This is a genomic window from Trinickia sp., assembly GCF_057351765.1.
The window spans coordinates 1-19,404 of sequence record NZ_JBMRBK010000085.1; the positions used below are offsets into that span (position 1 = coordinate 1).

The window sequence follows — 19,404 nt, forward strand, 5'->3', positions numbered from 1 at the left end:
CTGCCCCTGGCGAAGACCGTTGACGATTACGACGCGCTGCTGCCCTGGAAGATGCCTGCCGAGCTCCGCTGACCCGCAGCGTTACCCACCTCACACACTCCGACACCTTCTCTGAAGGGCGTCGTTCGTGGACCGCATACGGTTCACCTTCATATCGCAGTGTGACCTCATAGCTGCGATCAGGCGGGGTCAGCACATAGTCGCCCATGCCTGCCCAATGGCAAAGGTTATCCACGGTAAATTGGATCTGGCAAGGTTCCATCCGCCTGACTTCCGTCGCAAATGAAGGTGTTTCAGCCGATTGTCGGCGATTCACGCCGTTATGTCGAACGACCGGTTGTGGCCGACTGCTGCCCGATACGGCCGGCGGCAGTCGACCCATAAGGGACCTTCGCGCTTGCCCAAAGCGGACATTCGCGTGCTAGACCGACATACGATTCCGTATGACACAATTGCAGTAACTTGGCTGATGGCAACAGCGTATGGCTCACATCCAGGCGGCGTCCAGCGCCATCCAAACCAGTCCCTTGGCAGCGGCTTTCCCGGCGAAGCTTCGATCCGAAGTATGCGCAGTCGCGAACTCGATTCAAACCAGTATCGCGACTCATCCCGGGTTTTCTGTCGTGGTGCAAGGGGAATCGCTCAACATCCCGTATCGAATTCACCACGACGGCGATGACACGCTCTTCTCGCAGTTCACCGAGATTCAAGGGGCTATCTACGCGTGTGTGCTGACGAGGCACCATGACGGATATGTGCGCCAGCGCTATGTCGGGAGCCTAGTCGCCTTATCCGATCCTTGGATTGCTCCATTCGTCGCGCAACTTTGCGGCGAATATGTGGTTGAGATTCTCACCCAGATCGAAGCGAGCTTGTCGTCAATGGACTCACACGTTTACGGGGCGTTCTTCCGGGACAACCCGGTATTCCTGGAACGGACACATGACCGCATGATCAGTTATTGGGATTGCTACTACCGCTGGCTATACAAGCGAAAGCGCGACTACGTTGGATTTCGGGTGTTTGAGCGGTTCCGCGAGTGGGAGGCTTCCATCTAACGGCGGGCCGTTGGGTAGCGCGCGGCAATTGAGCGAGCGCGTTCCACCTCAGATGGCCGAACTGCCTTGACCGCCCTGCCAAGCGGCGTACCCAGTGGCACCCATCGCGTCGACGTTTGGCATTTCACCAACCCGAATGTGTTGAAAGAAGCCCAAACAATGGCCCCAAGGCGATCTTTCGGGATTTGGCTCAATCCAACACGCATATCCCAAGCGCTTCCAATCCAACGAACTGTCGCCGTTGCAGCGCCGGAGAACATGTTGTGCGATTACCTCGCACCAAGTCAAAGCGGCTTCTGCCGACTCTGCTTTGATGAAAACTCCAGTCGTCGACTCGTAGTCTTCGGTCACTCCGCGCTTGAACAGCTCTAGCGGATCAGGCTCGTGGTACTGAAAAATGACGAGGTACTCGTGTGACATTTTATGGTCGAGTGGTTGGTGACTTCACGTACATTCGTTGTTAGGGATTGTCGCCGATCTCGGCGCAACTCTCGACTCTTCGCTCGTGGCCGCACTGCGCCCTGCAATGCCGCCAACCCGCTACGAACGCGGCGACAGTCGGGCAGCAGGCGTCGAGATCACTCTTTCTCGTCACGGGACACCTTTTGTGCCTCCTTCAGGCATGCGACGTACGCGGTTCTGGTGGCGAGTTGGTCCGCCACTCGTGAATTCGGACCGAACAGTGTTTGCAAAAATGGAGCGTAGGTGCGCGCATAGCATGCGTCGACACCCGCCGGAAGGGCTGTGAGAATCTTTGCGACGCAGGCAACGTGCGTTTTTCGAATCTCGTCGGGAATCTCGTCTTCTCTAAGGTTATAAAAGTTGGTGACGAATCGATCGAAATCACGATTGCTTGCTACCTGACCGGCCAATTGCTCACGCACTTGGTTCAGGGTCACGCCATTCGCCCGCTGCATCGCCAGGCTCTGCTCAATCGTTGACCTCGCCAGACACGGGGTGATGCGCACCCAGAGCGGATCGACGCCGGTCATTCGGCTCAATTCTTCTTCCGTCGTATCGGCGTTTTGCGCGAATGCCTGAACAGTGGCCACGCAACTGAGACAAGTGGACAAAGCGAAGAGCGCAAAAAAGTGACGCATGTATGTAACAGAGAATGATATTCGGCGGTGGCGAGGGAGCGTTTCGCCAATAGAGGAATCGCTATCGACGCATGGGACATTGGCTGCCGCGGCTTTGTTAATCGACGTCTGATGCGCGGCTCGTTCTACGACGCAGAAGCGACCTCGACGCAAAGCGTTATCTGGGACTAACGGCCGTTGCTGCGGAAACTTGAGCCAAGGGTGCGCCGCGCGGCGGGTAATCCGATTGCCGGTTTTGGGGCATCTCCAATGCCGGACGGACTTTATTTCGCGGCAGGATCGCCGAACCGCGGTTCCCGCGCGTCATGGCGAACTGTTCCACATGCTGAGGGACGGTTATCTGGCGGCTAGCCTTTAGATGATTTTCACGAAGGAGCCAAACCGGGATGGACGTATTGGCGCCATCTCGGGACCGGCGTAAAAGCGCTACCAGCGCCGCAGTCGTGACGCCTTCAAACTTCCATCAACCGTTACGTTTCGAGCTTTTTGCTTGGCGGGCGCCGTGGATAGCAGAGGGTTCGCCATCTTTACGTATCGCCAACACCTCCCGCGCATGCGCACTTCGTCGGTCTGACGCCACATTCGATCTTCAGCTGCAGCAGCAAGCGTCACATCGCCGATAGACGCTCGAAATCGAGGTCAGCGAACCCTATGTCGCAAGTAGGCGTGCGAGTCCCCACGGCTGAATCGCTCGCGCTGATTTGTAAAGGCGGCGCCATCGCGGGTAATTGCGTCTGAAAAAGGAATCATGGGCGGAAATTGTCGTCGGTCTGCGGAGACAATTTGCGGCGACTACGCTGACCGGTGAGAGAAGTTTCCCGGTGGATCCTTTTCGAGCAAAGCGTCTGTCTGCCCAATCACCAGAACCAGGACGCTAACCACGTGACCAAAAGCGACATTGCGCCGGCTGCTTATGGGCGCCTGCATCGTGAAATTGCCGGGGTCGTTGCCTCGACCCGCGCAACCGTCGCCCGAAGTGTCAACGCGTTCATGACCGTAAGCTACTGGGAGATCGGCCGGCGGATCGTGGAGTTCGAGCAGGGCGGCGAGGGGCGCGCTGCTTATGGTGAAACGCTGATCCGGCGGCTAGGCGCCGACTTGTCACAGCGTTTCGGGCGCGGCTTCGGCTGGCGCAATCTTGCTCAGATGCGAGCGTTCTACCTTGCGTGGCCCTCTGCGCAGATTTTGCAGACGGTGTCTGCAAAATCAATGTCGCCCCCGATTGGGCAGCCCTTGGCTGCAATTTCGAGTAGACGATCGGGTATGGGTGGCGATGACAACTGGCTACTCGAACCTGACGTCGTCGCGCAGGCGTTTCCCTTGCCGTGGTCCGCGTATGTGCGGCTGCTTTCAGTTAGATCGGCGGCGGCTCGTGCATTCTACGAAGCCGAGGCTCTTCGCGAAGGCTGGTCGGTTCGCCAACTCGACCGCCAAATCAGCAGCCAACTCTATGAGCGGCTGGCGCTCTCGCGCAATAAGGCAGCGCTGCTCGACAAGGCCGTCGATGCTCAGTCGGTTGATGCTGTGACGCCGGAGGAAGCGATTCGTGATCCCTTCGTCCTCGAATTTCTCGACATCCGCGATGAATACTCGGAGTCCGACCTCGAGGCGGCGTTGATCCGACACCTTGCGGACTTCCTCTTGGAACTGGGCGATGACTTCGCCTTTGTCGGACGGCAACGGCGTCTGAGGATTGACGACTCCTGGTTTCGCGTCGATCTAGTGTTTTTTCACCGGCGATTGAAGTGCCTCGTCATCATCGATCTAAAGGTCGGTCGCTTTAGCTACGCAGACGCGGGGCAGATGCATCTTTATGTGAACTACGCACGCGAGCACTGGATGAAGCCGGGCGAAAATCCGCCGGTGGGGCTGATTCTGTGTGCGGAGAAAGGTGCCGCCGAGGCTCACTACGCACTCGATAATCTGCCTAATAAGATCGTTGCGGCTGAGTATAGGACTGTGTTGCCGGACGAGGCCCTGATCGCGGAGGAACTCGAACGAACCCGTGTTGTCCTGGAATCGCGCGCACAGTCCAGCGATCCTGGCGAAGCCACATCGAAATAACAATTCAGACACCGGAGGGCTGCATCCGGCGCGCTCTGGACATGCGAATGCCGCAAGACGAACTCTATTCCCTTATAGGTTCGGTGACCGCGATTCCTGAACGTCGTGACGGACTTTCCGCCGGAGCACGCCCGCAAGCCGAGAGCCCTCCGATTCAAGGGCTAGCGAACGGTCGCGTTGACGGACTTTATTGTCACGGACCACGCCGTTGATCCGAAGGATCATCATGCGGGCGAGGGTGATGCCGGGGCTTGGCGTGGCGGCCTACCGCTGCTGCATCGAGCCGGAGAGCAAGACCTTGCGGCCCTTAGCCGACGGGACTGCAGAAAGCAGCGCCCTAGCGACGGCCGCCGCTTCGATGGGCCTGAAATTCGCGGGAATCAGGAAGCCGAGCACCTTTCCGAACGCAGACGCCCACTCTTCCCCACGCCGGGTGCGTTGCCCGATGGCTGCCCGGTTCCCCACCAACATCGACGGGCGCGCGATGACCAACCCCTCGAACTGCAACTGTAACAACGCGTCCTCCAGTTCCCCCTTTACGCGGCTATAGAAGATCGTCGAGTTGGTGTCGGCGCCCATGGCGCTCACCAAGCCCGCCTTCTTGGCGCCGGCAGCTACTGCCGCCTTGGCGACAGCAAGGTTGGCGTCGTAGTCGACGGCACGGAATGCAGCCTGGCTGCCGGCGACCTTGATCGTGGTCCCCAGCGCCAGGTACACCTCGTCGGCGGGCGGCAACTCAGGCAATGCGGCGAAGTCGACGACGTGGGCCGTTATCTTGGGATGCTCGATAGCCGGCGGCCTGCGTCCAAAGCTGTGCACCATCACCACGGTTCGGTCGCCCAGCAGACCCTCGAGAATTTCTCTGCCCACCAGGCCAGTAGCGCCTGCGATGATGACGGTACGGCCAGTCATGAGCGGTCTTTTGTTGATATGCCTTCAGGTCCGGTGGCAGCGAGACCGATACCGGACGAGGCGCCGGTGATGAGGACAACTGGCGCGGCGGATTCAATGGAAGTCATGGCCCAGGTGCCTTTCAAATGTTGAGGCGAACACAACGAGCTCAGCTGCGGATGCCGTCTCAGCAGAGCTGGGACGCTGATCAGGGTTGGCGTTTGCCTCGGCCACCAGCGGGTTTGCCAGCCGTCAAACGCGAACTCGCAGATGGCTTGCTGGCCGGCTTGCTGCGTGCCTTTTGCACGCTGAATGGATTACCGCTGGACGAGTTTGCACCTTTACCCGCGGTCAGAGCACGCGGCGTCGCGGGCTTGCGTTTGTTTTCGCCACTTTGCGGATGCGGTTTCTTGCTGAGTACCGGCACGGCGCCGGGCGCAGCGTGCGACGCCTTAGGCTTCTTAGGCTTTTTGGGTTTTTTGACGATCTGGCCCGTCGTGCTCGTTTGCGGCACGCGGTGGTCGGCCTCGAAACCCGGCTCTTCTTTGCGGGGCAGCGTTTGCCGGATCAGCGCTTCGATCGCAGCGAGTTGCGGTGCTTCATCGGCACACACGAGGGACACCGCCACGCCGCTGGCGCCCGCGCGGGCAGTACGGCCAATACGGTGCACATAGTCTTGCGCCACGATCGGCAGGTCAACGTTGATCACCAGCGGCAGGTCGTCGATATCCAGCCCGCGCGCGGCAACATCGGTGGCTACCAGCATATTGACTTCGCCGCTCTTGAAGCGCTCCAGCGCGCGCAGGCGCGCGGGTTGCGGCTTGTCACCGTGAATGGTGTCGACCGAATAGCCGGCCTCATCCAGCAAGGCTGCCAGATAATCCACGCCATTGCGGGTTTTGACGAACACGAGAGCGTGCTCCCAGTGGTTCTCGGCGACAAGGTGCATGAAGAGGTCAGGCTTGTTCTTTTTGTCCACCGGCACCACCCACTGCTTGATGTTGCTGGCGGTGGCATTGGGCGGGCTGACGCTGATGTTGACCGGGCCGCGAAGAATGCTCGCCGCCATGGCTCGGATGTCATCGGTAAATGTGGCGGAAAACAGCAGGGTCTGGCGCCGAGCGGGCAAGCCAGCAAAGACGGCGTTGAGTTCGCGCGCAAAGCCTAGATCCAGCATGCGGTCGGCTTCGTCCAGCACCAGCGTTTGTATTTGATCAAACTGCACCGCGTTCTGGCGATTGAGATCCAACAAACGGCCCGGCGTGGCAACGAGCACATCGACGCCTTTGCGCAACTTCATCATCTGCGGGTTGATGCTGACACCGCCGTAGGCGGCCAGAAATCGTAAGTCGAGGCCTTTGCCGTAATCGATAAAGCTTTGCAGCACTTGTTCAGCCAGTTCACGCGTGGGCACCAGCACCAGAACACGCACGCGGTTGCTGGAGACCGCCGGGCCGTGTTGCACTAGCCGCTGTAACAGCGGGAGCGCAAAACCCGCCGTTTTGCCGGTGCCGGTCTGCGCCGCAGCCATGACGTCCTTGCCAGTCAGCACGGCGGGAATCGCCTTGGCCTGCACCGGCGTAGGGGTCCGGTAGTTGAGGTCCTGCACATTACGCAGCAGGGGATCGATCAGGCCAAGCGAAGCAAAAGACATTGGCGTATTCCGGCTAAAGCTGCAATTCTAGCGGTTACCGCCTGTGTTGAAAGCCCGACGGTCAAGACTCCGTCCCTGGCTCCCCTCGCAAGCGGTCATTCGAAGCAGCCGAGACAAGACGAACATACTCTCGAGGAGAAGCGTGATGAGTCATAAGACCCCTTTCGCCCGTCATACTTTGGCGCTGTTGATGGGTATGACGATTTCATGCGCAGGCATCGCCGCCCGAGCTGAGACGCTGAGTGAACAGGTCGTCGGAACGTGGGCCTACGTATCGGTCGATACCGTGCGCCCGGACGGCAGCCGGCAACCCATGTTCGGCACCAATCCGCAAGGACTCGCGATCTTCGACGGGAGTGGGCACTATGTTCTGATGACATCTCGCGCCGACATCGCAAAGTTCGAGTCCCCCAACCGGATGAAGGGCACGCCGGAGGAAAACAGATCCGTCGTGCAAGGATCGATCGCTCACTTCGGTACATACACCGTGGACGAAGCTGACCAGACAATCACTTTCCATGTCGTCGCCAGCACCTTTCCGAACTGGAATGGAGTCGAGCAAAAGCGGCCATTCGTCATCAGTGGAGACAAGCTCAAGTGGACGACGTCGGCTTCCAGCGGGGGCACGGCCGAGGTGGTCCTGCGGCGCCTCAAATGATGCTTCGCGTTCGAGCCTCGCTCCTCGCGCGAACCCCGTTGTCCGACCTCACTGCCTGGCCCGCAGCGCTTTCGCGAGATCCGCCAGTCGATAGGGCTTCGGCACAAACGCCACATCGCTCAGTTGGCCACCATCGTCGTGAAGCGGAGCGGGCAAGTACCCCGATGTCAGCACCATCCTGATCATCGGATACTGCGAGCGGACCAGACGTGCAAGGTCGAGCCCGCTAATGCCGTGGGGCATCGAAATATCGCTGACGACAACGCCGATGTCTATCCGATCCCTGAGGATTTCCACTGCCTCCGATGCGCTGCTCGCCGGCACCACCTCGTACCCGATGCTCACCAGCAGTTCCGACGCCAAGCCCAACACGTCGGGCTCATCCTCGACCAGCAGAACGGTCTCGGCCTTCGGTGCGGAAGGCACCTTCACCGGTGCCGCCGGCTCCGCGGCCGGAAGATACAGTTCAACTCGCGTGCCTTTGTCCAATTCGCTCGACAGTTGGACGTCGCCACCCGATTGCGCGATGAATCCGTACACCTGGCTGAGCCCGAGCCCCGTCCCCTTGCCGGCCTGCTTCGTCGTAAAAAACGGCTCGAACGCTTGTGCCAGCACATCGCTGTCCATGCCTGTCCCCGTATCGGTGACCGAGACGCGGATGTAACGACCGGCAGGCAATGCCGGGGTGACCGCCGTGCCCGAGTCGACTATCTGCGTGCGAATCGTGATGGTGCCGCCGTCAGGCATGGCGTCGACCGCGTTGACAACGAGATTGAGCAACGCCGCCTCGAAACGCGCGGCATCGACAATTGCCAGGGCTGACTGGGCGTCAAGAGAATATTCCAGACGAATGCTGCGATTGCCAGCGCGTGAAAGCATCGGCGCGAAGTCGCGAATCAGTGCGTTCAGCTCGTGTAACTGGGCCTGCAGCGGCTGTTGCCGCGCGAACGAAAGCAACTGTTGGGTGAGCGATGCGCCGCGGTCGATCGCCCGTCGCATCCCCTCGATCATTTTTCTGTCGATCGACGTGCGCGACTGGATCGCCAGTACTTCGAGACCGTTGGAAAGCACCGCCAGAAGGTTGTTGAAATCGTGCGCGACGCCGCCCGTCAAGCGCCCGATCGCCTCCATCTTCTGCGACTGGAACAGCGCCGCGTTCGCTTTCTCGAGCGCCAGCGCCGCTTCCTTGCGCTCGGTGATGTCGCGCGTCACTTTTGCGAATCCGACGAGAGAACCGTCATCGTCCCGGATGGCATCTACCACGACGTGCGCCCAAAAGCGGCTGCCGTCTTTGCGAATCCGCCATCCTTCGCGTTCGGCACGGCCGTCGCGCGCCGCGGTGGCCAGAATCTGCGCGGGCACGCCGGCCGCCTTGTCCTCGTCGGTGTAGAAACGCGAGAAATGCTCGCCGAGGATCTCCGACTGCTTGTACCCTTTGATCCGCTCCGCGCCGACATTCCAACTTGTCACGACGCCCGCGGGCGAAAGCATGAAGATCGCGTAGTCCGTGACGCCTTGCACCAGAATCCGGAACTGCTCCTCCGTTTCCCGCGTCGCGTCCTGCCTGCTGTCTGTCTGGCTCATGGTGGCAAATCCAGTCTGGGTGAAGGCATCGCTCTCGAGCAGATTCTACCGCTCGCATCCGCAAAGCTGCCCTCGGCAAACAATCTACAATTGGGTCCCTCGGGCCGCTCGCGAAGCGTGCGCGCGCAGAGCGTCCCGGCTCTATCCATGTTTACTACCCCCACTTGTCCTATGACACAAACCCTGCGCGACCTCACTACCCTCGAAGCCCGTGTTCTCGGCGTCCTGGTCGAAAAGCAGCACACCGTCCCGGACACCTACCCACTGTCGCTGAATGCCTTGACGGCAGGATGCAACCAAAAGACTGCGCGTTTGCCCGTCATGAACGTCACCGAATCCGAAGTCCAGACCGCGATCGATGGTCTGAAGCGTCTGAGCCTCGTCATGGAAGCGAGCAGTAGCCGGGTCACGCGTTACGAACACAATATGAATCGCGTCCTCGGGATACCGAGCCAAGCTGCGGCGCTGCTGACCATTCTGCTACTGCGCGGCCCGCAGACGGCTGCCGAATTGCGACTGAACGCGGCACGTCTGCACGGTTTCGCGGACAACTCGTCGGTCGAGGCGTTCCTCGACGAACTCGCCGCACGCACGCCAGCGCTCGCCATCAAGCTGCCCTGTGCCCCCGGCGAACGTGGAAACCGCTGGATGCATCTGCTGTGCGGCGAGGTGAACATCGATGAAATGGTGGGCGCGCGCGAATTCACCGAAGCCTCGATCCCCTCCTCCGAGTTCGAGGCGTTGAGAGCCGAACAAAAGCGCCTGGCCAACGAAGTCAGCCAACTGCGGGCACTCGTACAGCGCATGGCAGCCGAGTTGGGCATGCCGATCGACGACCCGGCACACGATTGAACTTCCATCGCCGAGGCTTGCTCATCGCTGAAACAACGCAGATACGTCGATGTCCGGGATTCGCTCGAGTTCGTCGCGGCGGCTGTCGCACGCTCGACGGATCGTCGCGCCGGGTAAGACCCACACCATCACGGAAACGGCGGCGAGGCTTCCCAGTATCACGAACGCCGTCGGAAACCCGAGGCGGCTGGCAAGCCATCCGCCCAGCAACGGACTCAGGCAGCCGCCGATGGCCTCGACGGTGAACAGCGCACCCTGGCCCAGATTGACTCGACCGCTGCCGTGCAACAAATGGACGACCAGCGCCGGTATCGCGACGCTTTGCAGCCCGGAGCCCACGCCATCCAGAATCTGGACCGGCGCAATGCCCCAGGGTGTCGTCAGCCATGCGGCGATCAATCCTCTGACCGGCAGCGTGACGAGTGTGGCGAGAATGACCCACCAGAATCCCCAGCGTCGGATGGCGCGATACGCATAGGCAGCGGCGATCAACATCACGACTTGTGAAATGACGAGGTTGGCCGCGGTGAGCTGGCTTGCGAGGCTGTGGTGATCGGCCGCAACCGCAAGGCTGTATAGCGGCAGCATCGCGGAGTTGCCGAGGCTGAACGCGGCCAGCGCGATGGCAAGTAGCCGCAGCGGCCGGTTCTGCAACAGCACGCGCACGCTCTGCGCACGCGCTTGCGAGCGATCTTTATCGTCGTCGTGCGCAAGGCCGCGTGCGTAGTGCCGATGGACCGCGCGCGAGGGAATGAGCAGCACCGATGCAATGCAAGCAACGCCGAAGACGGCGCTGAGCACGAACACATACGAGATGCCGAACCGCCATCCGGCCGCCCCGGAGAACAGGGCTGCCGCGATGTTGCCGGCATGATTCGCTACTTGATTGCGGCTGTATTGCAGGTCGAAGTTCTTTCGGCCGACCATCCCGAGTGTCAAGCCGGTCAACGTTGGACCCATGAGCGAACCCGCAACGGCGGTCGCGATCTGCGCCGACGCAATCGGCCAGTACCCGCGTGAAAGCCAGATCACGATCGCGGCGACAATCGTCAGTGCGCTGGCACCCACGACGAGGGAACGCCGATGGGAGATGGCATCGACAAGTGCACCCGCGGGTGTCGTGACGAGCATCGCGACGATCGCGCCCATCGTCAAGACGGAGCCGATCGTATCGGTGCGCCACCCGTGTTCCTGCAGATAAATGCCGAGGAAGGGGCCGGCACCCGCCTGGACATCGGCTGCAAAGAAACTGACCGCGAGTAGTGGGATGGTCGGCTTCACTCAAACGATTGGGTTGTGGCGTTACCCCGGTAGAGCATCTATCGTGCCCGCTCGATGACGCGCCGGCCGGTACGTGGCGGTTGCCCCACTGGCCGCGTGCTGGCTCAATTGCTTCCGGACTAAACTACCGGCAAGCAACGGCAAGAATCGCTACCCGACGCCGGTGCGCGCGGTGCGAGGGAAAGTCATGGAACGGGAGCTTCGCGTGAAGGAACAGAGCCAAGCCGTACATGCGCTTCCTGTCAAGCTCAAGAAAAACGATACGATCGAGAGTGCGTTTCGGCGCATTGCCCGGAACTGCCTCGCACAGGTGCACGGTAACGAACGCGGCGTCGGGTCGGGTCACGATGCTTCGTGCGTTCATCAAATGCGCGTGGGCCTGCGACGTTTGCGTTCCGCATTCGATCTTTTCGAGGGTGTCGTTTCGACGCCAACTTTCTTGCAGGAAGAACTGCGATGGATCGCGGGCGAACTCGGTGCCGCTCGCGACTGGGATGTCATGCTCAATTCGACGCTGCGCACGGCGTTCGATGGTGCCCCTGGCGATACCGACACAGGTGCGGTGACGCAAGCGGCCGCGGACATCGGTAAGCGCAATCGCGCGGCCGCCGCAGCGGCGGTCGGCTCTGCGCGCTATACGCGGCTCGCCATGGAGTTGACGCGTTGGGTCGATGAGGCGGGGTGGCGCGAGGAGATGAACGGCGACCAGCTCGCCGCACTCGATCGATCGATCGAGGCATTCGCCGGCGAGACGCTGCGCAAGCGGCACCGAAAGCTGATCAAGCGTGGCCGGCACCTGCCGGACCTCGATGCGCAGCGGCGTCACCGCGCGCGCATTGCCGCGAAGAAACTGCGCTATGCCACGGAGTTCTTCGGTTCGCTCTATCCGAACGAGGTCGTGCGCCATTACCTGCAGGCGCTCGGCAAGCTTCAGGACGACCTCGGCTGGCGCAACGATGTGGCGGTGGGAGAGGGCCTCCTCAAAGGATTGGCCTCGGACCACGAGCAGACCGCGGCCGGTGTGGCGTATGCGAGAGGCTATCTCGCGTCGCGCGTTGCGGCGGATCACGATTCGCTGAAGAAGTTGTGGAAGCGCTTTCGTCGCTTGTCGCCCCCGCACTGAAGTCTGCCGGGCGCTTCGGTTGCGTCTCCGAATCGAATGGTTATCGAGTCTGTGCAGTCGTCAGCAGGAGCCGATGCTCGGCCGGACCGGGCAGCAATGCCGCCGATTCGCCGCGGACCCATGCGCGGTGGCCGGCAAGAAAGTACGGCGACATCGGGCTGCCCGATTGGCCGCCGGGCATCTCGAAGAGCGCATCGCGCTCATGTCCGGGCGATATCACGAACCGTTCCGACGCGCCGAACGACGGCGCCTGTACACGCGGCATGTTCGCGTCGCCGGGCAGCGGCTCGCGCGGAGCCATCAGCAGGCCGCGCAGCATCGGCAGCCACGTGGGTATCATCCGCGCGAACGGATGCGCAATCGCCGCGCGGTTGCGCTCGCCCCAGCGCGCATCGGCAAGGCGTGTGCCGTCGCGCGTGACGACCTCGATACTCCGATCGATCCGGTCGAGCACGAATGCGTGCCAGTCGGCAACGCCCGGCGGAAGCCACGCATGATGCTGCGCGAGCGCTTCCATCACCGCGAGCGAGCGCGAGGTCGCGAGCCGATAGCGAAAATTCGGATCGCGTTTGGCGAGCGTCTCGTCGAGGCGGCCGAACCATGCGTCGTACATCGCCGCATGGAGCGTGCGAAGCAGCGTGTAGCCCACCGCGTCGGCATCGGCACGGCCATTCCATTGCTCGAGCAGGCGTCGATACTCGGCGCGCTGCGGGTGGCCGGCGAGCGCGTTCCCATCGAGTGCGTCGAGTGCGATGCGTCGCCATCGCTCGATCCAGAGCGCGCGATCGTCGATCTGCAGAGCGAGCATATCGCGCTCGGCGAAGTGCTCGTGCGCAAAAAGCGCGTCGCGGATTTGCGTTGCACGAGCGCCGACGTCGCTGCCTGCGTCGCCGATCGGTGATTGCGCGGCGCCGCTCAACTGTCGGCTGTTCGCGGTCCATAGGCGCGCTGCAGGCGGGTCGATGCGGCGCGGATAGTCGGTCGGATCGAGGTAGCCGTCCCACCCGCGGTACACGTTCGCGCGCACCGGTAAATCCGTCAGAGCGGGCGCCGCGGATGGCGCGGATGCCGGTGATGCAACGGCCCGGCGCGGCAACGGCCCGGCGAGCGTCCAGCCGATATGCCCGGCAGCGTCCGCAACGACGATGTTCTGCGTAGGGATTCCGCACGCCGCCGCGGCAGCCAGCGCCGACGGCACGTCGTCCGCATCGGCGAGCCGGCCGAGCCCGAGATTCACCGCGCGCGCGTCGTGCGCGGCCCAGCGGATCGCATAGCTGTGCCCGCCTGCCTGCAACATCGGTCCCCAGCGCGTATCGGCGACATCGAGTTCGGCGGCCGGCGCGCCGCGCACGTCGATCCGTTCGCGATGTACCCGCGCGCGCTCCCAATCGCCGTTCGGTGTGCGGTAGCGCAACGGGTCGTGCGGATCGACATCGAGTTCGACGACGTCGATGAAGTTGCCGTAGCTGTTCGTGAAGCCCCATGCGATACGGCCGTTGCTGCCGGCAACGATGCCGGGCGTGCCGGGCAGGCTGACGCCGGTCAATTGACGAACTACGCCGTTTCGATCGGGCGCGCGCAGCACGACGCGGTACCAGATATTCGGCAGCGACAGGCCGAGATGCATATCGTTGGCGACGATCGCGCGGCCGTCGACGCTTGCATTCCGATTGATCGCCCAGCTGTTGCTGCCGATCATGGAGGTGTCCAAGCCCGACGCACCGGGATCGAGCTCAGCAGTGCGCAGTGGCGCCGCAGGCAGCCAGTCAGGTGCGGGCGGTGGTGTCGGCGCGGCGGTACTCGTCGACGCGGCATCGGGCGCCGGCATCGAGTCGAGCGGCGCGTCCCAGTGGCTCGAGGTTGGCAGCAGAAATCGCAGCAGATCGGGCGACACGCGCTCGCTCAGTGCCGCGCGGGCCAGCGTGCGACGCAGTTCGCCGTACTGCAGATCGAAGTACATCGCGTAGACGACCAGCAGCGTGTCTTCGGCACGCCAGGATTGCGGCTGGCTTCTGAGCATCCAGTACTCGAATGGCCGGCTGCGCAGCGATGCGAGCCCGTCGTTGACGCCTGCCGCGTAGCGTTCGAGCAGCGCGCGCGAGTTGGAGTCGAGCGCTGCGGCAATCTGATGCGCACGGGCGCGGAACCGGTGCAACCGGTGAGTGCGGTCGAGTTCCACCGCGGCCGGCCCGATCAGAGCGGCGAGTTCGCCGGCCGCAACGCGGCGCAGCAGGTCCATTTGAAAGAAGCGATCTTGCGCATGGGCGAAGCCGGTGGCGTACGCGAGATCGGCGGAGCTGCCCGCGCTGATGGTCGGCACGCCGAGCGCGTCGCGCTCGATCGTGGCCTCGTGACTGAGCGCGGGCGCCGGGTACGTGCCGTCGAGCGAGGGCAGGCCCGCGCGCAAGAGCGCGCGTCCGCCGACGCCGGCCAGCGCGAGCAGCGCCGAACCCAACAACACAGCGACGATAGCGGCGCGAAGTATTCGGGAGGGCCTGCGCGGCCGTGCGACGCCAGGTGGCATGCCTTCAAGGCCCGGCTCGCTGACGCGCTTCACGACGTCGTCCGTCGTATAGCCCCTCTCTTTCATGAAGATGTTTCCTCTTTACGCACTCACGGCGCGGCGACCCGCATGAACGTATCATGATTCGTCGAAAGCGCGTGAGGAAGGGAAGCAACCGGAATGCTGCGCAGCGATCGTCGAGCAGACCCATACCTAAAGGTTCACCGATTGTTGCCGATATGCGGTTAACGCCTCGTTTGGCTCGTCGGCCGCCATGAACTTACTCACGCAGTCCAACCGTTGCCAGCACTCAGCGCTTGCAGACCGAAAGGCGATCTGAAGTGCGACGAATCGGTATCGCCCTCGGCGTGGCCGCCATGGCCGCACTGCTTCTGGTAGCGCTGTGCGGCTACCGGCAGCGGACGTCTGTGCCGGCGAGCGCGCCGAGACCGGCCGCCACGACCCTCACCGCATTGATCTGGGCTCCTGACTGGCCCCAGCAGATGCTTCAGATCGCGGCCGAGTTCATGCGGCTGAACCCGGATATCCGCGTGAACGTACAGTTCATGATTGGCGACACGGTCGAGGACAATATCAAGCCGCGAATCGCATCGGGCAATCTGCCCGATCTCGTTAGTGTCAACCCTAATGCCTATGCAGCCGAGCTGGCCGACGAGGGGGTGCTTGCCGATGTCGGCTCGACAGCGGCGTGGGCCAACATGCTCGGTCCGTTGAAGGAGGACTGGACCAGTCGCCACGGCAAGGATTTCGGCATATCCGGCGGCGTGGCGACGACGCCGATCTATTACAACAAGGCCATATTCGCAAAAGCCGGCATCAAGAATCTGCCGACGGATTTCCGAGCGTTCCTGCTGGTCTGCGAGCAGCTCAAGCGCGCGGGGTTCGTACCGATCATGCTCAACGGCGGGTTTCCGAACATGCTCGGGAACGGCCCGTTCGCTTCGGGCTTCGCCAACGATGTCGCGGCACGCGAGATCGGCTGGAAGCGGAAGATGGGCGACGGCTCGCTCGATCTGAATACTCCAGAGGTGGCCGACATCTTTGCCAAGATGCTGCTGTTGGTCGACCGCGGATACGTGCAGAAAGGTTTCATGGCCACCGATTACGATGGCGGCATCCAGCTTTTCAAGCAGGGCAAGGTCGCGATGGTCTTGCATGGCAGCTGGGCAGCCGGTCTGCTCCTGCACGGGAACCCATTCCAAGTCGGTGTTTTCATCCCGCCCTGGAACGCGCCCGGCAAGCTCGTCGTGCCCGTAATGGGCAGCGAAACCGGGTTTGCGGTCTGCGAGACGCCGCGCAAGGCGGCCGCCATGCGTTTTCTCGAATTCATCGCCGGAAAAGGTTTTTCCATTCTCCAACGAAAGCGCCACAACATTCCGCCGTTCGAGCATGTGACGGGACCGATCGTGACCGACCAGATCATGATCGACTACACCAACAGGGTCGGCCGCTTTCCCGTCACTTCGAGCCCGTACTATTCGGTGCTCCCTTCGAACTCGATCGAGGAGTTGCATCGGCTGATGCAGGATGTGCTACTCGGAAAGACGACGGCCACGGAAGCGGCGACGCTCCTCGACCAGTCGGTCAAGAATCAGGCAACGATGCACTATAAATGAACCCAATCATCGTTCCGCTGCGACGCATGTTCGCCTACCTTTCGCTGGATGTACTGCGCCGCGTCGAGATCCGCTACCGGCTGATGACGGCATTCGTCCTGCTTTCACTGCTGCCTTTGCTGATTTCGGGCTACATCTCCTATGCCGAATCCACGGCCGCAATCAAGGAGAAGGCGGAGATCTTTTCGAAGGAGGCGGTCAGGCAGGTATCGAAGAATATCGAATTGGAGATGGCGCAGATCGAGACCGAAAGCACTCATCTCATGCTGTCGGACAAGGTCCAGGATAGCCTCGTAAAAGCCGTCAGCGGTTCGGCGAAAGAACAAAGCGAGGCGCGGGAGCGGGTCACGAAGCTGTTGCTGGAACGCTATGGCTCGATGGATTTCATCAACCAGAAGTATCTGCTCGACAATCGCGATCGCATCATGGACACGCAGGCATTCGCGCTGCTGACCCACGACGTGATGCACTTGGTGGAGCGCGCCCGCAGCCTCAACGGGCGTCCCTACTGGGGCAGCTACGACATCGGCAGCGGGCGGCGGGATCTCGCCATGGCGCGAGCCATTATCGGTAAAAGCGGCAATCACCAGATCGGCAGCCTGGTTCTCATCATTCGTCCCGAACACTTCTCGGCGATCTTCAACGAATTCGCCGTAGGCAGCGGAACCCAGATTTGCGTTTTCGATGCCGGCGACAATCGCATCGTTCTGCGCGCGGGCGGAGGTTCGAGCGACCTCGGTGGCCTGGCTCCGCCCGAGCTGGTCAAGAAGATAGCCAACCGGCAACCTAATCGCAGCTCGAACGGTTTCATCGATTTCACAGGCAACGGTGGCGGCCACTACCTTGCCACGTACACGGGAATTCCCGGTACTTCGTGGTTCGTCATCAGTGCGATTGCGGAACAGAAGCTGACTGGGGAGGCGCAGTCGGCCCGCAACGAAATCATCCTGGTCGGCATATCGGGTCTTTTGCTTTCGATTTTTCTCGCCTACTTCATTTCGCACAGCATTACAGGGCCGCTGAACGAGCTCGTACGCAAGATGGACGATACGGGCAACGAGGCAGGGGCGGGCGCCGACGCGTTGGCGCAGGCAAGCGGCGATGCGCGTCGCGTCGACGAGTTGGGAAGATTGGCGCAACGGTTCGAACGGATGAGCGCCGCGATCGGCCAGAAAATCCAGAAGATCAATGAAATCAACGCATCTCTCGAGGAGACCGTCGCTGATAGAACGGTAGCGCTAACGAGGCGGGAGCGGGCTTTTCGGACCCTCATCGAAAACTCGCCTGACACGATCACTCGCTACGACCGGGATTTCCGCCGCACTTACGCCAATCCGGCCTTTTGCGCGATGGCTGGATGCACGCTCGAAGAAGCGCTCGGCAAGCGGCCCTCCGAATTTCCGGGCGGCGCGGACACGCTGCGCTACGAATACAAGATAGGCGAAGCGATTTCGTCCGGGAAAAGGACGCAATTCGAATTGAAATGGACGGGCGAGAATGGGCGGGAGCAATGCTCGCACATTTCTCTGACGCCGGAAATCGACTCCTCGGGCAACGTCAGTTCCGTGCTTGCCATCGGCCGCGATCTGTCGGACCGCTTGGTGTTCGAGGAAACCATCTGGAAGCAAGCCAATTTCGATGCCCTGACCAGATTGCCCAATCGTCAGATGTTTCATAACCGCTTGGAGCACGAGGCGCGGTTATCCGAAAGTTGCGGCAAGCAAATGGCGTTGATGTTGATCGACCTCGATCGCTTCAAGGAGGTCAACGACTCTCTCGGGCACGACAAGGGGGATGTTTTGCTGATCGAGGCCGCCCGGCGAATCAGCTCGTGTGTCCGGGACTCGGATACGGTCGCCCGTCTTGGCGGCGACGAATTCACGATCATTTTGCCTAGGCTTGACGACACGGCAAGTGTCGGAGCGATTGCCGGCGCGATCATCGAGAAGCTGGTCGAGCCATTCGATCTAGGTTCGGACGAGGCTTTCATTTCGGCGAGCATCGGCGTGACGATCTATCCGGACGATGCGGCCGAGCTCGACGTGCTGTTCAAGAATGTCGATCAGGCCATGTACTCGGCTAAAAATGCCGGGCGCAACCGCGTGGGCTACTTCACGCCCGATCTGCGCGTCGCCGCGCAAAAGCGCCTTCGCTTGACGAGCGATCTACGGGCCGCGATCCAGGGCAATCAGTTCCAGGTCTACTATCAGCCGATCGTCGATCTCGCGACGGGGGAGATCCGCAAGGCGGAGGCGCTGATCCGCTGGCTGCATCCCGAGCGCGGGATGGTGAGCCCTCACGACTTCATTCCGTTGGCCGAAGAAACGGGCCTCATCGTCGCGATCGGCGATTGGGTCTTCAAACAGGCGGTGCAGTGCGCGCGGCAATGGCGCGACCGCTTCGACCCGGCCTTTCAGATCAGCGTCAACATGTCGCCCGTGCAGATTCGACAAGACAGCCAGGTTTGCGCTCACTGGTCGGATTATCTCGCGCAGGAAGGCATGCCCGGTCAAAGCATCGCCGTTGAAATCACCGAGGGTCTCTTGCTCGATGCCGAGCTCAACGAAAAGCTTTTGACGTTCCGCGACGCCGGAATCCGCGTGTCGATCGACGACTTCGGCACCGGCTATTCGTCATTGGCTTATTTGAAGCGATTCGATATCGATTACCTGAAGATCGATCGGTCGTTCGTTCACAACGTTGGATTCGACGGCAACAATCAGGCGCTTTGCGAGGCCATGGTGGTCCTGGCGCACAAGCTGGGATTGCAAGTCATTGCGGAGGGCGTGGAGACGACGGAGCAACGCGATTTTCTGCGTGCCATCGGGTGCGACTTTGCCCAGGGTTTCCTATATTCGCAGCCCGTTGCGCCCGGGCAGTTCGAAGTGCTCGTATGGCCGAGCTTCGGCGAGCAGGCGGGCGCCGGACGGCTGCTCACGGAGTGGCCGATGTAATCGGTGTTGTGACCTTGACTTCGTCCCGGGGGGAACTAGATTCCA

At 61.6% G+C, this 19,404-nt stretch carries 13 protein-coding genes; 7 read left to right on the forward strand and 6 right to left on the reverse strand.

Annotated elements, in window-relative coordinates:
• Positions 1-482 precede the first annotated feature (482 nt).
• Positions 483-1,058 (forward strand): hypothetical protein, encoded by a 576-nt coding sequence (locus tag ACO1XS_RS23535; RefSeq protein WP_486391831.1) that lies wholly within the window; start codon positions 483-485, stop codon positions 1,056-1,058.
• Between the two features lie 578 nt (positions 1,059-1,636).
• On the opposite strand, the gene ACO1XS_RS23540 is transcribed toward ACO1XS_RS23535, so the two are convergent.
• Complete coding sequence (locus tag ACO1XS_RS23540; RefSeq protein ID WP_486391832.1) at positions 1,637-2,050, reverse strand: hypothetical protein; 414 nt, start codon at positions 2,048-2,050, stop codon at positions 1,637-1,639.
• Between the two features lie 990 nt (positions 2,051-3,040).
• Between ACO1XS_RS23540 and ACO1XS_RS23545 the strand changes: the two genes are divergently transcribed.
• Positions 3,041-4,222: a PDDEXK nuclease domain-containing protein gene (locus tag ACO1XS_RS23545; protein ID WP_486391833.1), complete on the forward strand. Its 1,182-nt coding sequence runs from the start codon at positions 3,041-3,043 to the stop codon at positions 4,220-4,222.
• Positions 4,223-4,486: 264 nt separating this feature from the next.
• Here the strand turns inward: ACO1XS_RS23545 and ACO1XS_RS23550 are convergent, their stop codons facing one another.
• Positions 4,487-5,134, reverse strand: a complete 648-nt coding sequence (locus ACO1XS_RS23550; RefSeq protein ID WP_486391834.1) for a Rossmann-fold NAD(P)-binding domain-containing protein — start codon at positions 5,132-5,134, stop codon at positions 4,487-4,489.
• A gap of 187 nt (positions 5,135-5,321) precedes the next feature.
• The gene (locus ACO1XS_RS23555; RefSeq protein WP_486391835.1) at positions 5,322-6,767 is read right to left on the reverse strand and encodes a DEAD/DEAH box helicase; all 1,446 of its coding nucleotides are present in this window, start codon (positions 6,765-6,767) and stop codon (positions 5,322-5,324) included.
• A 145-nt stretch (positions 6,768-6,912) separates the two neighbouring features.
• Between ACO1XS_RS23555 and ACO1XS_RS23560 the strand changes: the two genes are divergently transcribed.
• On the forward strand, positions 6,913-7,425 hold the full coding sequence (locus ACO1XS_RS23560) for a lipocalin-like domain-containing protein (protein ID WP_486391873.1): 513 nt from the start codon (positions 6,913-6,915) through the stop codon (positions 7,423-7,425).
• A gap of 48 nt (positions 7,426-7,473) precedes the next feature.
• Here the strand turns inward: ACO1XS_RS23560 and ACO1XS_RS23565 are convergent, their stop codons facing one another.
• Complete coding sequence (locus tag ACO1XS_RS23565; RefSeq protein ID WP_486391836.1) at positions 7,474-9,009, reverse strand: ATP-binding protein; 1,536 nt, start codon at positions 9,007-9,009, stop codon at positions 7,474-7,476.
• 147 nt (positions 9,010-9,156) lie between these two features.
• Here ACO1XS_RS23565 and ACO1XS_RS23570 point away from each other — a divergent pair, with 147 nt between their 5' ends.
• On the forward strand, positions 9,157-9,861 hold the full coding sequence (locus ACO1XS_RS23570; protein ID WP_486391874.1) for a YceH family protein: 705 nt from the start codon (positions 9,157-9,159) through the stop codon (positions 9,859-9,861).
• A gap of 21 nt (positions 9,862-9,882) precedes the next feature.
• On the opposite strand, the gene ACO1XS_RS23575 is transcribed toward ACO1XS_RS23570, so the two are convergent.
• Entirely contained in the window at positions 9,883-11,142 is a 1,260-nt protein-coding gene (locus ACO1XS_RS23575) for an MFS transporter (protein ID WP_331571170.1), read from the reverse strand.
• A 187-nt stretch (positions 11,143-11,329) separates the two neighbouring features.
• On the opposite strand from ACO1XS_RS23575, the gene ACO1XS_RS23580 reads away from it, so the two are divergent.
• Positions 11,330-12,265 carry a CHAD domain-containing protein gene (locus ACO1XS_RS23580; protein WP_486391837.1) on the forward strand — a complete coding sequence of 312 codons (936 nt, stop codon included), beginning with the start codon at positions 11,330-11,332 and terminating at the stop codon, positions 12,263-12,265.
• A gap of 40 nt (positions 12,266-12,305) precedes the next feature.
• On the opposite strand, the gene ACO1XS_RS23585 is transcribed toward ACO1XS_RS23580, so the two are convergent.
• Entirely contained in the window at positions 12,306-14,855 is a 2,550-nt protein-coding gene (locus tag ACO1XS_RS23585; protein WP_486391838.1) for a penicillin acylase family protein, read from the reverse strand.
• Between the two features lie 254 nt (positions 14,856-15,109).
• Between ACO1XS_RS23585 and ACO1XS_RS23590 the strand changes: the two genes are divergently transcribed.
• Together ACO1XS_RS23590 and ACO1XS_RS23595 are read left to right on the forward strand one after the other, a co-directional pair.
• Complete coding sequence (locus ACO1XS_RS23590) at positions 15,110-16,405, forward strand: ABC transporter substrate-binding protein (RefSeq protein WP_486391839.1); 1,296 nt, start codon at positions 15,110-15,112, stop codon at positions 16,403-16,405.
• A complete protein-coding gene (locus ACO1XS_RS23595; protein ID WP_486391840.1) occupies positions 16,402-19,359 on the forward strand; it encodes a bifunctional diguanylate cyclase/phosphodiesterase in 2,958 nt (985 codons plus the stop codon). The genes ACO1XS_RS23590 and ACO1XS_RS23595 overlap by 4 nt, the downstream gene beginning before the upstream one ends.
• Positions 19,360-19,404 lie beyond the last annotated feature (45 nt).